The 12,688-nt window shown below is 49.0% G+C and carries 17 protein-coding genes; 14 read left to right on the forward strand and 3 right to left on the reverse strand.

The genetic code is table 11. From position 1 onward, the window contains the following. Positions 1 to 51: 51 nt before the first annotated feature. The 14 genes from JHL22_RS05170 to JHL22_RS05235 all read left to right on the forward strand — a co-directional run bounded on the left by JHL22_RS05170 (position 52) and on the right by JHL22_RS05235 (position 9,363). Positions 52 to 705, forward strand: a complete 654-nt coding sequence (locus JHL22_RS05170; RefSeq protein WP_200234641.1) for an HNH endonuclease family protein — start codon at positions 52 to 54, stop codon at positions 703 to 705. Beyond that, positions 677 to 958 carry a hypothetical protein gene (locus JHL22_RS05175; protein WP_200234643.1) on the forward strand — a complete coding sequence of 94 codons (282 nt, stop codon included), beginning with the start codon at positions 677 to 679 and terminating at the stop codon, positions 956 to 958. Before JHL22_RS05170 ends, JHL22_RS05175 begins: the two co-directional genes overlap by 29 nt. 64 nt (positions 959 to 1,022) lie before the next feature. Next, on the forward strand, positions 1,023 to 1,424 hold the full coding sequence (locus tag JHL22_RS05180) for a beta-sandwich lipoprotein (protein WP_200234646.1): 402 nt from the start codon (positions 1,023 to 1,025) through the stop codon (positions 1,422 to 1,424). Beyond that, positions 1,421 to 1,648, forward strand: a complete 228-nt coding sequence (locus JHL22_RS05185) for a hypothetical protein (protein WP_200234648.1) — start codon at positions 1,421 to 1,423, stop codon at positions 1,646 to 1,648. Before JHL22_RS05180 ends, JHL22_RS05185 begins: the two co-directional genes overlap by 4 nt. Continuing rightward, positions 1,645 to 1,812 carry a phiTE_015 family protein gene (locus JHL22_RS05190; protein ID WP_200234650.1) on the forward strand — a complete coding sequence of 56 codons (168 nt, stop codon included), beginning with the start codon at positions 1,645 to 1,647 and terminating at the stop codon, positions 1,810 to 1,812. The genes JHL22_RS05185 and JHL22_RS05190 overlap by 4 nt, the downstream gene beginning before the upstream one ends. Then, positions 1,809 to 2,285, forward strand: a complete 477-nt coding sequence (locus JHL22_RS05195) for a hypothetical protein (protein WP_200234652.1) — start codon at positions 1,809 to 1,811, stop codon at positions 2,283 to 2,285. The genes JHL22_RS05190 and JHL22_RS05195 overlap by 4 nt, the downstream gene beginning before the upstream one ends. Continuing rightward, a complete protein-coding gene (locus JHL22_RS05200; protein WP_200234654.1) occupies positions 2,282 to 2,539 on the forward strand; it encodes a hypothetical protein in 258 nt (85 codons plus the stop codon). The genes JHL22_RS05195 and JHL22_RS05200 overlap by 4 nt, the downstream gene beginning before the upstream one ends. Then, a complete protein-coding gene (locus tag JHL22_RS05205; protein ID WP_200234656.1) occupies positions 2,536 to 2,739 on the forward strand; it encodes a hypothetical protein in 204 nt (67 codons plus the stop codon). Before JHL22_RS05200 ends, JHL22_RS05205 begins: the two co-directional genes overlap by 4 nt. Continuing rightward, complete coding sequence (locus JHL22_RS05210; protein ID WP_200234658.1) at positions 2,736 to 2,966, forward strand: MerR family transcriptional regulator; 231 nt, start codon at positions 2,736 to 2,738, stop codon at positions 2,964 to 2,966. The genes JHL22_RS05205 and JHL22_RS05210 overlap by 4 nt, the downstream gene beginning before the upstream one ends. Before the next feature lie 286 nt (positions 2,967 to 3,252). Next, positions 3,253 to 4,446, forward strand: a complete 1,194-nt coding sequence (dapC, locus tag JHL22_RS05215) for a succinyldiaminopimelate transaminase (RefSeq protein ID WP_200234660.1) — start codon at positions 3,253 to 3,255, stop codon at positions 4,444 to 4,446. Between the two features lie 76 nt (positions 4,447 to 4,522). Further along, a complete protein-coding gene (gene dapD, locus JHL22_RS05220) occupies positions 4,523 to 5,344 on the forward strand; it encodes a 2,3,4,5-tetrahydropyridine-2,6-dicarboxylate N-succinyltransferase (protein WP_200234663.1) in 822 nt (273 codons plus the stop codon). A 5-nt stretch (positions 5,345 to 5,349) separates the two neighbouring features. Next, positions 5,350 to 6,480, forward strand: a complete 1,131-nt coding sequence (dapE, locus tag JHL22_RS05225; RefSeq protein WP_200234665.1) for a succinyl-diaminopimelate desuccinylase — start codon at positions 5,350 to 5,352, stop codon at positions 6,478 to 6,480. 28 nt (positions 6,481 to 6,508) lie between these two features. Then, positions 6,509 to 7,408, forward strand: coding sequence for a 50S ribosomal protein L3 N(5)-glutamine methyltransferase (gene prmB / locus JHL22_RS05230; RefSeq protein ID WP_200234667.1), 900 nt, complete (start codon positions 6,509 to 6,511; stop codon positions 7,406 to 7,408). A gap of 26 nt (positions 7,409 to 7,434) precedes the next feature. Further along, positions 7,435 to 9,363: an ATP-binding cassette domain-containing protein gene (locus JHL22_RS05235; protein WP_200234669.1), complete on the forward strand. Its 1,929-nt coding sequence runs from the start codon at positions 7,435 to 7,437 to the stop codon at positions 9,361 to 9,363. A gap of 229 nt (positions 9,364 to 9,592) precedes the next feature. Here the strand turns inward: JHL22_RS05235 and JHL22_RS05240 are convergent, their stop codons facing one another. Genes JHL22_RS05240 through JHL22_RS05250 form a run of 3 tightly spaced genes read right to left on the reverse strand, consistent with a single transcriptional unit; the run spans position 9,593 to position 12,549 of the window. Beyond that, positions 9,593 to 10,234 carry a phosphoribosylanthranilate isomerase gene (locus JHL22_RS05240; RefSeq protein WP_200234671.1) on the reverse strand — a complete coding sequence of 214 codons (642 nt, stop codon included), beginning with the start codon at positions 10,232 to 10,234 and terminating at the stop codon, positions 9,593 to 9,595. Positions 10,235 to 10,246: 12 nt separating this feature from the next. Continuing rightward, complete coding sequence (locus JHL22_RS05245; protein ID WP_200234673.1) at positions 10,247 to 11,938, reverse strand: TRAP transporter large permease; 1,692 nt, start codon at positions 11,936 to 11,938, stop codon at positions 10,247 to 10,249. A 2-nt stretch (positions 11,939 to 11,940) separates the two neighbouring features. Continuing rightward, positions 11,941 to 12,549, reverse strand: a complete 609-nt coding sequence (locus JHL22_RS05250) for a TRAP transporter small permease subunit (protein WP_200234675.1) — start codon at positions 12,547 to 12,549, stop codon at positions 11,941 to 11,943. Positions 12,550 to 12,688: the final 139 nt, after the last annotated feature.

Consider the following 12,688-nt stretch of genomic DNA (forward strand, 5'->3'; position numbering starts at 1 on the left):
CGATGGTGATTATGCGAAGTGGTGGAAAGAGGTCTGCAAGAGGATTTACTGATGAAGCAAGACGATATTGATTATCTGGCCAAGCACTACTCAACAATGTCAGCGCCTGATATCGCCAAAGCGCTAAATTGCTCCCTTTCAGCAGTCTATTATCGCGCCGGCAAGATGGGCCTGAAAAAAGACAAGGCGTTTTTAAGCGAGTGCGGCAAAAAAGTCAGTGCGCATGGCGCCGGCACCCAGTTTAAAAAGGGCCAAACACCCTGGAATAAAGGCACGGGTTGGTCGGCAGGTGGCAGAAGTATTGAAACACGCTTCAAGAAAGGCGAGATGTCCGGTGCGGCCCAGCGAAACTATGTGCCAATCGGGTCTTTTCGAATCACTAGGGATGGGGCTCTTGAGCAAAAGACGACCGACACCCCAGATTTGTACCCTGCCAGGCGGTGGCGCCCGGTTGCTCACCTTGTGTGGGAGCGAGAGCGCGGACCAATACCCGGTGATCATGTCGTCAGGTTCATGCCTGGGATGCACACCAACAAGATCGAGGAAATCACCATTGACCGATTGGAGTGCATCAGCCGAGCCGAAAATATGAGGCGCAACACTATACACAGGTACCCGCTTGAGGTGAAAAACGCTATTCGAGCAGTCAAAAAATTAACGAAAGGAATAAGCGAACATGAGCAAAACAATAACCGATCTGCGTGAATCGCTCTTTGATGCAATGGATCTTTTGAAAGCCGGAAAGATTACTGTGCAGGATGCAAAAGCCATTGCCGATCTTGGCCAGGTGCTGGTGAATACAGCCAAGATTGAGGCTGATTATGTGGCCAGGACAGGCGCTCGCGATTCTGGGTTTATTGTGCATAACGGAAAGCCGGCCATATCTGGATTAATCAGCGAAGAAACAAAAGACCTGCCGGATGGTGTTGTGCGCAGAACCGTACATAAATTGTTGTGATTTTGGATAACTGGCAGTATGCCGATTTTTGGCAGAAATATGCCGGAAGTTTTTGAGGATAAATATGAAAAAAACACTTTTAATAATGCTTGCCAGCGTAGCTCTGGCCGGATGCGATACGGACTCAAATATTGCCTCTCGGAATTTAAGTAAAGCCGCTGATATGTTTGAAATCAATCGCCGAATCGTGTTCTACAACGGCATCACAGATCAATACATTTTGACGATTGAGGGCAAATGTTCGATTGACACTAATGCATCAAACACGTCATTTCATGTCACCTGCAAGACCGGGCCAAACGAGTACAAGAAGCATTTTCTTGGGTTATCGGACAACGTGACTTACTTTGCCGAGCAGCTGGACGGCGTGGATGTCAGTACATACCATTACCGAGTTGTATTCAAACCGCAGGTTATTGTGCCGGATGTTGATTTTAGGGGTAGCACGAAGGGGCTTTTGAAATGAACTTTGACAAAGCCAACGAATGGCGAAAACAGAATTTCCCTCACCTAGAGGGATACGAAATTAGGGCATATACCTTTGATCTTTGTTTCTCGGCTACACAACGCGATGAAGATGCTGAATTCCGGCCAGCACCGCTGGGTTACATTTATGCCATTGCACGCGTCAGACTTTATGACGATACCTGGGGTGATGATGTTGTTTTATTGATGCCGGAGAATTTATGAAATTTGAAAAAGAACGCAGGGCGTTTGAGCAGTGGGCGATCAAAGATTTCATGACGCGCACCTTATCTCGCCAAAATGACGGGTCTTACCTGTCTTTAACGACAGACGTGGCTTGGAACGCATGGCAAGCCCGGGTAAATCTATGCACAGAGGAACAGAAATGAATATCAGACCCCTTGAATCACTCACCAAAGAAGAACTCATTGAAATTATTCAGCGTGAACGCGAGGGCCATAATGAGGAAGCCCTCAATGCGGCACCTGAAGGCTGGCGGCTGGTGCCAATCGTCCCTACATTGGAAATGCTCTATGCTGCACTAATCGCGTGGAAGGCGGACGGGTTAAAAAAAACCAGCACAATGTACACGGCGATGATTAAATCCGCCCCACAGCCCGCAGAGCCATGCCCGGATTGCACGCCCGGCTCCCCAGTTGTTAATGATTCCTTGACGGACGAATCCACCGGAACCGAGCGAGAGCGCTTTGAATATTGGGCCAAGGTACATATGGGTATGGATATAACTCCGAATGAAAGTTGTGGGTACGTTAGCAAAAAAACATTAGGCGCATGGTATGCCTGGGGGGCCGAGAACAGATGCCGTGAAAAAATTGACGAAGCAATGAGAGGTGAGGGATGAATATTTATAGATACAACACCGATGATGATTTTGAAAATTCATACGAGTTTAAGTGTGATTTTGACTGTCATGATAGAGATCCAGGGTTTATAGCAAAACAGGCAGCTGATGATTACCACTCAGAACACGATGGATGGGAGTGTTTGTGGCCCATAAATATGACGCTCTGGCTACCGAACGGAACATTGATCGGTAAGTTTGAAATAGATCGTGAGTTTGATCCCGTATTCTTAGCCAGGAAGGTTGAGGAATGAAAACAAAACCCCAAAAACTAACCAGCACCCGCGAATACCACGCCCCAAAATCAATCGCCCTGGAGCGGACATTCGAGCTTTACGGCGATCAGCGAATGAGCTTGAGCGAAAGTCCTGTGCGCACCACAGCTGGGCAGTTGACTGCAGCGATGATGCGGGAAGCGGCGGTAAAGATTAAAGCAAAGAAGGATAGACAATGACACACATACTTGAAAAAGCCGAATTGCAGGAAATGCTGGTTCAGGCGGCCAGGATAGGGGCATTGAATATGTTCAATGAAATCACCCTATATCATCTAAAAGATGCCGCAAATCTTTTGGGGGTAAGCTACAATACTTTGCAGAAGCGTATAGCCCAAGGCAAGATACAAGTTATTGACGGCCGTATTACCGGCGCGGAAATCTCAAGATACCTGAAAATAAAATAAATCTTCCCAAAAATTACCCACAATATGGCTGAAATCGGCTTGTTTACTTGTTTTTCGAGTCTCTCCGCTCGCACCAAGATATTTTAAAAAAAACAATAAACATCCCTCTTTATCAGTACATTCGTCACTGTCCTCCCCCCCATAGTCTGTTCAGTTTATATTGCCTTGAATTAAGGCCCTCTTCATTTTTTCAAGCAAATCTAACGTAAATCCAATATTAGAATGATTTGTTGTGCATAATAAAAAAAACAAAAAACCTTGTAACCAAAACGGACATTTCAATCCAATGAATGCCAGACTAGATTTACTACAGCCCTACCCCTTTACCAAACTAAGAGTGCTGCTTGCCAATGCAACCGCTCCCGCACACAAATCTCACATCAACCTGTCTATTGGCGAACCCAAGCATGCCACCCCCAAGTTGATTGAAGAAGCCATTAAAAACAATCTTTCGGGCCTGTCTTCATACCCACCCACCAAGGGTGACGCGGCTTTGCGCCAGGCAATTGCCAACTGGATTGCCCGCCGCTATGATATCCCGGCGCCCGATACCGAAACCCAGGTCTTGCCCTGCACCGGTTCACGCGAAGCGCTTTTTTCATTTGTACAGGCCATGATTAACGGCGGACCAAACAGTCTGGTTATTTGCCCCAATCCGTTCTACCAAATATACGAAGGCGCAACCCTGCTGGCTGGCTCCACCCCCTTCTACCTGAATGCCGACCCTTCCAAAAACTTTGGCAGTAATTGGTCAAGCATTACGGCTGACGTCTGGGAAAAAACCGAACTGGTATTTGTATGCTCTCCGGGTAATCCTGCGGGCAATGTCATGCCACTTGAAGAATGGAAGACCCTGTTTGAATTGTCTGACCGGCATGGCTTTGTCATCGCCTCTGATGAATGCTATTCAGAAATTTATTTTTCTGAAGAGAACAAACCGATTGGCGGCATGCAGGCGGCCCAGCTATTAGGGCGCCCCAGCTACCAGAACCTGGTGTGTTTTTCCAGTTTGTCCAAACGGTCCAATGTGCCGGGCATGCGCTCCGGTTTTGTGGCCGGTGATGCCCGTCTGCTGGAAAAGTTCCTGCTTTACAGGACCTATCACGGATGCGCCATGAGCCCCGTGTTCAGCGCCGCCAGCATTGCCGCCTGGAATGATGAGCACCATGTAGAACAGAATCGCGCCCTGTATAAAACCAAGTTCGAAGCAGTTCTACCCATTCTGGCTGAAGTACTGGATGTAAAAATGCCCGATGCCTCTTTTTACCTTTGGGCCTGCACCCCTATGGCCGATGAGGAATTTGCGTTGCGCTTATATGAGCAAGAGCACGTAACCGTTTTGCCTGGCAGCTACCTGGCCCGCGATGCCCATGGCATTAATCCGGGCAGAAACCGCATTCGCATTGCCCTGGTTACCCCCCTTGAACAATGTATTGAAGGCGCACAACGGATTGCCAGTTTTATCAATAACAACCGCTAAACCCATGCCTCACGGGCATGAAAAACCATTTATTCAACCCGATTTCCAACATAACCTTCCCGCCGGGAAAAAAATCATGAACTGCGCATTGCAAAACACACTTGAACAAGCATGGGAAAACCGCAACGAACTGTCATCTTCAACCGTTAGCGCTAAAGTACGGGACGCAATAGAAACCGCCCTGTCCGGCCTTAATGATGGCAGCCTTCGCGTGGCAGAAAAAACAGCAGGCACCTGGATTGTCAACCAGTGGTTAAAAAAAGCCGTTTTATTGTCCTTCCGGATTCAGGACAATGAAGTCATGAGTCATGCCCCCATGCAGTTTTATGACAAAGTTCCGCTTAAGTTTCAAGACTATACCGCCGCAGATTTTGTGAAGGGCGGCTTTCGGGTCGTACCGCCAGCCGTTGCCCGACGTGGGGCTTTTATCGGCAAGAATGTAGTGCTCATGCCCTCCTATATCAATATAGGTGCTTACGTTGATGAAGGTGCCATGGTAGATACCTGGGCTACTGTTGGTTCCTGCGCCCAGATTGGCAAAAACGTTCACCTTAGTGGCGGTGTCGGCATCGGTGGCGTACTGGAACCCCTGCAGGCCAACCCCACCATTATTGAAGACAACTGCTTTATTGGCGCACGCTCGGAAGTGGTCGAGGGTGTCATTATTGAAGAAAACTCAGTGTTGGCCATGGGAGTATTTCTTTCCCAAAGCACCAAAATCTACAACCGTGAAACGGGCGAAATTACTTATGGCCGCATTCCCTCCGGCTCGGTCGTGGTGCCCGGCTCTCTGCCCTCTGCCGATGGTACCCACAGCCTTGCCTGCGCGGTAATTGTCAAACGGGTTGATGCAAAAACCCGCTCAAAAACCAGCATCAACGACTTGTTAAGGGCCTAAGCAACATGAATACCACTGTGCTGGATCTGGCCAAAACGCTAATCAGTCGCGCCTCGGTAACCCCTCAAGACCAGGATTGCCAGGACTTAATCGCCTCCCACCTGGTCCCTTTGGGGTTTTACGCAGAAAAAATGCGTTTTGAAGAAGTGGACAATCTCTGGCTCAGGCGTGGCACGGCTTCACCGGTACTGGTGTTTGCCGGACACACCGACGTCGTTCCCACGGGACCCCTTGAGAAATGGGACACAGCCCCTTTTACGCCAACTGAAAAAAACGGGGTTTTGTACGGACGCGGGGCTGCCGACATGAAAAGCTCTATTGCCGCCTTTGTGATTGCGGCCAAAGAGTTTGTCACACAACACCCTCACCATAAAGGTTCCATCGCCATGCTGATTACCGCAGACGAGGAAGGCCCCTCTGTGAATGGCACCGTCAGGGTTTGCGATGCATTAAAAGCGCGAAACGAAAACCTGGACTATTGCATTGTTGGTGAACCCACGTCAGACAAACAACTGGGGGATGTAGTTAAAAATGGACGCCGGGGCTCCCTGAACGGGGAGCTGCTTATAAAGGGAAAGCAAGGCCATGTTGCCTACCCACACCTGGCACGCAACCCTATTCACCTTTGTGCTGCCGCCATTGATGAATTGGCCCGAACCGAATGGGACCAGGGAAATGAGTATTTTCCTCCTACCACTTTCCAGATTTCCAATTTTCATGCTGGTACCGGTGCCGGCAATGTGGTGCCTAGCCAGGCCAATATTTTATTCAATTTCCGCTTTTCCAGCGCCAGTACTGCCGAGAGCCTGAAAAACCGTGTTAATACAATCTTAACAAGCCATCGGTTAGAATATAGCCTGACCTGGACGCTTAGTGGAGAACCCTTCCTGACGCCACGGGCAGAGTTAAGCAAGGCCATGGCCAAGGCCATTCTGGATGAAACCGGTATTAGCACCGAATTATCCACCACTGGCGGCACCTCAGATGGCCGATTCATTGCTAAAATCTGCCCGCAAGTGATTGAGTTTGGTCCCATTAATGCCAGTATTCACCAAATCAATGAAAACATTGAAATCAGTACGCTTGAACCCCTGAAAAACATTTACCGTCGTACACTAGAACACCTCCTGCTTTAATCACTTATTTTGTATTTACCAGCCTTTCATGACAAAAATTCATAACGAACTTAAAACAGTCCGGGACATGATCCGCTTTGCGGTTTCCCGGTTCAACCAAGCCAAGCTATCTTTTGGCCATGGCTCCGACAGCGCATGGGATGAGGCGGTTTACCTGGTTTTGCATACCTTGAACCTGCCCTTGGACACACTGGAGCCTTTTCTGGATGCCCGCCTGCTTGAAGAAGAAAAAAAACTTTGCCTCAAACTCATAGACCAGCGCGTCAAGAAACGCATCCCCCTGGCTTATTTAATTGGCGAAGCATGGCTGCAAGGACACAAGTTCATTGCCGATAAACGGGTTATCGTCCCCCGTTCGCCCATTTCTGAACTGCTCTCAGAGCAATTGAACCCCTGGGTGGTTGACCCTGAAAATACGGCTAATATCCTGGATATGTGTACCGGCTCAGGCTGTCTGGCTATTTTGGCTGCATTGGCCTTTCCGCAAGCAACCATTGATGCCGTCGATATTTCAGATTACGCTATCCGTCTGGCCAACGTCAACGTTGCCATGTATGGTCTTGAGCATCAGGTTAATGTGATCCACAGCGACCTATTCGAAGCACTGGGCAACAAGCAATATGATTTTATTATTTGCAACCCCCCCTATGTAAACAGTACTTCCATGAAGGCCTTGCCCGTTGAATATCAGAACGAGCCTGAACTGGCCCTTGATGGTGGGGAAGATGGCATGGAGCTTATCCGTCGTATCCTGAAACTCTCTCCCTCTCATCTTCAGGATGATGGCTTTATCGTGCTGGAAATTGGCCATGAATATGAAAACTTCATGAATGCCTTCCCCACACTGGATCCGGTTTTTCTTGAAACAGAAACCACCTCTCACTGCATCTTGTTGTTGAACCGAACCCAGCTGCTTACCCTGGAATAAACAGCTTCTTTTTATCTGGATTTATTTTGATTCGTTCTACCGGCCTCACGCTAAGACGAGGCACAAAAGTATTATTGGATAGCGCCGAATTTGTCATACACCCCGGCGAACGGGTAGGTATCGTTGGCAAAAACGGCGCCGGGAAATCCACCCTGTTTGCCCTTTTACAGGATGAACTGGATCAGGACGCCGGCTCATTAACCATGCCAGATACCTGGCGCATAGCCAGTGTCCGGCAGGAAGTGGTTTCAAGCCAGCAGCCTGCCCGTGAATTTGTGATAGACGGTGACACCCATCTGCGTGCCCTTCAGGCTGAGCGCGCTCAACTGGATGAGCATGACGGCACTAAAATTGCAGAACTGGAGTCGGCCCTGATAGAGGCCGATGCCTGGAGCGCACCCTCACGGGCCGAACAGTTGCTGGCAGGGCTTGGTTTCAAACCAGACCAATGGATGAACCCGGTGAACAGTTTTTCAGGGGGATGGCAAATGCGACTGGCACTGGCCCGCGCCTTAATGGCCCCTTCCGAATTGCTGCTGCTTGATGAACCTACCAACCACCTTGACCTTGACGCTATGCTGTGGCTTGAGAAATGGTTGACGGCTTACCAGGGCACGGTTGTCCTGATTTCGCACGACACCGAGTTTCTTGATGCCGTGGCCAAAGTGATTTTACATTTTGACCAATGCAAGTTGGTTCGATACAAAGGCGGCTATGAAGACTTCCTGACACAACGCGCCGAACGCCTGAAACAAGCCCAAATCGCGATTGACCGCCAGTCACGTGAAAGCGTCCGCCTGCAAGGCTTTATCGACCGTTTCAAAGCCAAGGCAAGTAAGGCCAAACAGGCACAAAGCCGCGTCAAGGCATTGGCGCGCATGGAAAAGCTGGCGCCACTGCAAATGGAATCTGGTATTAGTATCCATATTCCCTCTCCGGCCAATATGCCAGACCCTCTTCTGGTGCTGGATAAAGTCTCGACCGGTTATACCAATGAAAAAGGCGAATCCAAAACGATTCTTTCCGATGTCACGCTTATGGTTCGTGGTGGTGCCCGCATTGGTGTTTTGGGGGTTAACGGCGCGGGAAAAAGTACGCTGATCAAAACCATTGCCCAAGAATTATCACCGCTAGCCGGGCAATATAAGCCCGCCAAAGGCATGGAGGTTGGTTATTTTGCCCAGCAGCAGCTAGATATGCTGGATCTGGATGCCACTCCCTTGCAGCATCTTGCCCGGATAGCACCAGACACCCGTGAACAGGAAATGCGTAACTATTTGGGCGGCTTCGGTTTTGGCGGAGATACCGTCAATTCAAAGGTAGCCCCGTTTTCTGGTGGTGAAAAAGCCCGTTTGGCCCTGTCGTTAATTGTTTGGCAAAAACCCAATCTGCTTTTGCTTGACGAGCCCAGCAACCACCTGGATGTTGATACCCGCGAAGCCCTGGCTACGGCATTGGCCGAATTCAACGGCAGCATGCTCATGGTTTCGCACGACCGGCACCTGTTGCGTACCACTGTGGACAGCTTCTGGATTGTTGCCGATGGCAAGGTCCAGGAGTTTGACGGTGACCTGGAAGATTACCGTGAATGGCTGAACCAGCGCAACCAGGCGCAACGCAGCGAAGCCCGCCAGGAAGCGGCAGAAAACAATGGCAAGGAAAACATTGACCGCAAAACGCAAAAACGCCTTGAAGCCGAAGAGCGCCAGCGCGTTTCTGCTTTACGTAAACCTTTGGAAAGCAAACTCAAAAAAGTGGAAAGCGAGATGGCAAAAAGCCAGAAGCGGCTCGAAGAGATTGATTTGCTAATCACCAATGAGTCTTTTTATGCAGATGAGCGGCGCGATGAGCGCGTTAAGGTGCTTAACGAGCATGGTGAGCTCAGTAAGCGCCATAATGATCTGGAAGAGGAATGGCTCATGTTGCAAGAAGAAATAGAATCGCTTGCCGTGTGATAGACGTTACCACACAGTGAACTGACACAACAGTTCACGAAGCATTATATTGGGTATTTTCAAACTTGCAAAAGCGGTATCATCGTTCAGGTGCAGCGACTTCGGCGCGAAGCGGCGTCGGAGCAAACCTGAATGATGATACCGCGCTGCCACAGAAAAAACGTATGCATTCCACACTGGAGTATGTAACGAGTAATGCCCGTTTTTTTGTGCAAATGGGACAAGCCTGTTAAGCCTGCGCCACCTTTTTCATGAATTCCCGTACTTTTTCGGCCGATTTAACACCAGGGGCTGCTTCTACGCCACTGCTTAAATCAATCGCATAAGGCTGCACCTGACTGATAAGTTGCTGCACATTACCGGCATTCAGACCACCGGCAATAATGATTTTTCTGGCAGGCAAGATTTCACGCACTTTTTCAAGCAAAGACAAATCAAAGGTTAACCCCGAGCCACCATAACCCGTACTGTAAGCATCAAACAAAAACCCGCTGGCATTGGGATATTTTTGCACTTCCCGGGCAACCGCTTCAGCCGAAATCAACTCTCCGCCGCCAACCCTGAGTGCCCTGATATAGGGAAACTGGAACTGCTCACAAAATTCGGCTGATTCATCACCATGAAACTGCAATAACGAAGGATTTACGTCTTTGATGATTTGTGTTATTTCTGCCTGGCTGGCATTAACAACCAGCACCACGGCAGAAACAAAGGCAGGAATTTCACGACGCAGTACAGCCGCTTCTTGTATGCTAACCGCCCGCTTGCTGCCGGCGTAGGCAACCAGACCAATGGCATCAGCACCGGCATCGGCCACCATATGAATGTCTTCTTTACTGCGCAGGCCGCAGATTTTTACCCGTGTTCTCATATATTTCCAAGCTTACTTGAACGCATCGGCAGGACTAGAGAACCCGTCGCCGCCATACGGGCTGGGGGTTCCGTAAGGATCGGCACCATAAGAGCCAGCACCGGTATCGATAATAATGGTACTTGGATCAATACCGGACTCTTGCCCTTTGTAGTGCATGACCACATCTGGCCAGTACATGACCAAAGCCACCATCATCAATTGGATAACAATAAAAGAAATGGAACCCTTGTAAATATCCCCGGTGCTTACCTTGGGAATAAGCTTGCCGGTCACCTTGTCTATATAGTCATCTTTGGCAGCCACCGAACGCAGATAAAACAGGGCAAAGCCAAAGGGTGGATGAATGAACGAAGTTTGCATGTTCACGGCCAGTAACACACCAAACCAGATCAAATCAATGCCCATGCTTTCGGCCACCGGCCCCAGCAACGGCACCACAATGAAGGCCAGCTCGAAGAAATCCAGGAAAAATGCCAGGAAAAAAACGGCAATACTGACAACGACCAAGAAGCCAAACTGCCCGCCCGGCAATGATTCAAACAGGTTATGAACCCATACCTGGCCACCAAACCCGGTAAACGTCAGGGTGAAAATGGTTGAACCCACCAGAATAAACACCACAAAACTGGTGATTTTAGTTGTGGTGTCCATGGCCTGTTTTAACAAATCCAGACTAAGCCTGCGACGTGACAATGCCAGCAGAATAGAACCAACCGCACCCATTGCCCCACCCTCTGTGGGTGTAGCCACGCCAATAAAAATAGTTCCAAGCACCAGAAAAATCAGGAACATAGGCGGAATCATGACAAATATCACCCGCTCGGCAATACGCGATAGCAAGCCCAAACGAAGAAATTTATTAGTCAAGGCAATCGCAAAAGCAATCACCCCCCATAACAACAGGGAAACCACCACTTTTTCATCGACCGGTGCACTTTCATTGATCAGGATACTATCCAGATAATAAGCGGCAGCAGAGGCAATTAGTGTAACCACCAACAGGGATTTAAGTCCCCGGCTTCCATTGGGCTGATTATAAACACGCGCCTCTTCTGGCAAGGCGGGTGCCGATGATGGCTTGATAATGGAAGAAATAATAATATAGATAATGTAGGCGCCCGTTAGCAAGAAGCTAGGCACAATGGCACCGCGATACATATCGCCAATTGAACGACCAAGCTGGTCAGCCAAAACAATAAGCACCAGAGATGGTGGAATGATTTGAGACAGGGTTCCCGAGGCAGCAATGACACCGGTTGCCAGCTTGCGGTCATAGCCATAACGCAGCATGATTGGCAGTGAAATAAGGCCCATTGAAATAACCGATGCGGAAACCACCCCGGTTGTAGCAGCCAGCATGGCTCCCACCAGCACAACGGCAATGGCCAGGCCACCACGAATAGGGCCAAATAATTGGCCAATGGTTTCCAGCAGGTCTTCGGCCATCCCCGATCGTTCCAGCACAAGCCCCATTAAGGTAAAGAACGGTACCGCCAGCAGGGAGTCATTTTGCACAATACCAAAAATACGCTCAGGTAAGGCCTGGAGGAATGAAAAGGTAAATTCCCCCATGAAAATACCTAACAAACAGTACAAAATACCGTTAGCCGCCAAAGAAAATGCGACTGGAAAGCCTAACAGCAAGAAGCCAATCAGGGTCAGGAACATGATTGGAGGCATGTTGTTGATGATGATTTCCATGCTTATTTCACTCCTGCCTGTTGCTCACGCTGCACTGCCTCACGGGCAATTTCTTCGGCCAGTAATTCTTCTGCCGATTTTGTATTTTGTCGGGCCAATGGATTGGGCCCCTTGCCGGCAAGAAAAGCAGCGCATTTGATTAAATGTGAAACCCCGGACAATGCCAGCAACAGGAAACCAAGCGGAATTAACAGCTTTACCGGCCAGCGGATTAGACCACCGGTATTGGAAGACTGCTCCATGGTTTCAAACGACAGCATGAAAAATGGCCATGAGAGGTAAATAATCAGGCCGCAGACCGGAAGCAGGAACAGAAAGACACAAATCAGGTCAATAGTGACCTGCGTGCGTTCGGACAAGCGTTGTGAAAGAATATCAACCCGCACGTGCTCATTTTTCAGGAAGGTATAGCCGGCGGCAAGCAGAAAGATGGCACCAAACAAATACCACTGGATTTCCAGCCAGGCATTGGAGCTAAGATGAAACACTTTGCGGAAAATAGCATTTCCAGCGCTGATCACGACCACCACCAGCGTTAACCAGGTGACAAACTTACCGGTATAAGTATTCAGCGAGTCTATCAACCGTGAAATGGAAAGTAAAAAACCCATGAAATTCTCAATCGTAAAAATAAACCAATTGTTATTCAGGCATGGGCATCTTGCAAATAGGGATGTCCACTGAATAGATAGTTTTTATCTGAATGATTCCGGATATATTCCGGGATGCAAAATGATAACTGATTAACCA

It is taken from the genome of Advenella mandrilli (genome assembly GCF_016595155.1).
Lineage (GTDB): Bacteria > Pseudomonadota > Gammaproteobacteria > Burkholderiales > Burkholderiaceae_B > Advenella > Advenella mandrilli.

What these genes read in the sequence shown, in the direction of transcription:
- JHL22_RS05210 (WP_200234658.1), top strand. Translation starts at nt 2,736, where the DNA reads ATGACACACATACTTGAAAAAGCCGAATTGCAGGAAATGCTGGTTCAG.
- JHL22_RS05180 (WP_200234646.1), top strand. Translation starts at nt 1,023, where the DNA reads ATGAAAAAAACACTTTTAATAATGCTTGCCAGCGTAGCTCTGGCCGGA.
- dapC (WP_200234660.1), top strand. Translation starts at nt 3,253, where the DNA reads ATGAATGCCAGACTAGATTTACTACAGCCCTACCCCTTTACCAAACTA.
- JHL22_RS05175 (WP_200234643.1), top strand. Translation starts at nt 677, where the DNA reads ATGAGCAAAACAATAACCGATCTGCGTGAATCGCTCTTTGATGCAATG.
- prmB (WP_200234667.1), top strand. Translation starts at nt 6,509, where the DNA reads ATGACAAAAATTCATAACGAACTTAAAACAGTCCGGGACATGATCCGC.
- JHL22_RS05250 (WP_200234675.1), bottom strand. Translation starts at nt 12,549, where the DNA reads ATGGGTTTTTTACTTTCCATTTCACGGTTGATAGACTCGCTGAATACT.
- JHL22_RS05240 (WP_200234671.1), bottom strand. Translation starts at nt 10,234, where the DNA reads ATGAGAACACGGGTAAAAATCTGCGGCCTGCGCAGTAAAGAAGACATT.
- JHL22_RS05200 (WP_200234654.1), top strand. Translation starts at nt 2,282, where the DNA reads ATGAATATTTATAGATACAACACCGATGATGATTTTGAAAATTCATAC.
- dapE (WP_200234665.1), top strand. Translation starts at nt 5,350, where the DNA reads ATGAATACCACTGTGCTGGATCTGGCCAAAACGCTAATCAGTCGCGCC.
- JHL22_RS05190 (WP_200234650.1), top strand. Translation starts at nt 1,645, where the DNA reads ATGAAATTTGAAAAAGAACGCAGGGCGTTTGAGCAGTGGGCGATCAAA.
- JHL22_RS05185 (WP_200234648.1), top strand. Translation starts at nt 1,421, where the DNA reads ATGAACTTTGACAAAGCCAACGAATGGCGAAAACAGAATTTCCCTCAC.
- JHL22_RS05205 (WP_200234656.1), top strand. Translation starts at nt 2,536, where the DNA reads ATGAAAACAAAACCCCAAAAACTAACCAGCACCCGCGAATACCACGCC.
- JHL22_RS05195 (WP_200234652.1), top strand. Translation starts at nt 1,809, where the DNA reads ATGAATATCAGACCCCTTGAATCACTCACCAAAGAAGAACTCATTGAA.
- dapD (WP_200234663.1), top strand. Translation starts at nt 4,523, where the DNA reads ATGAACTGCGCATTGCAAAACACACTTGAACAAGCATGGGAAAACCGC.
- JHL22_RS05245 (WP_200234673.1), bottom strand. Translation starts at nt 11,938, where the DNA reads ATGGAAATCATCATCAACAACATGCCTCCAATCATGTTCCTGACCCTG.
- JHL22_RS05170 (WP_200234641.1), top strand. Translation starts at nt 52, where the DNA reads ATGAAGCAAGACGATATTGATTATCTGGCCAAGCACTACTCAACAATG.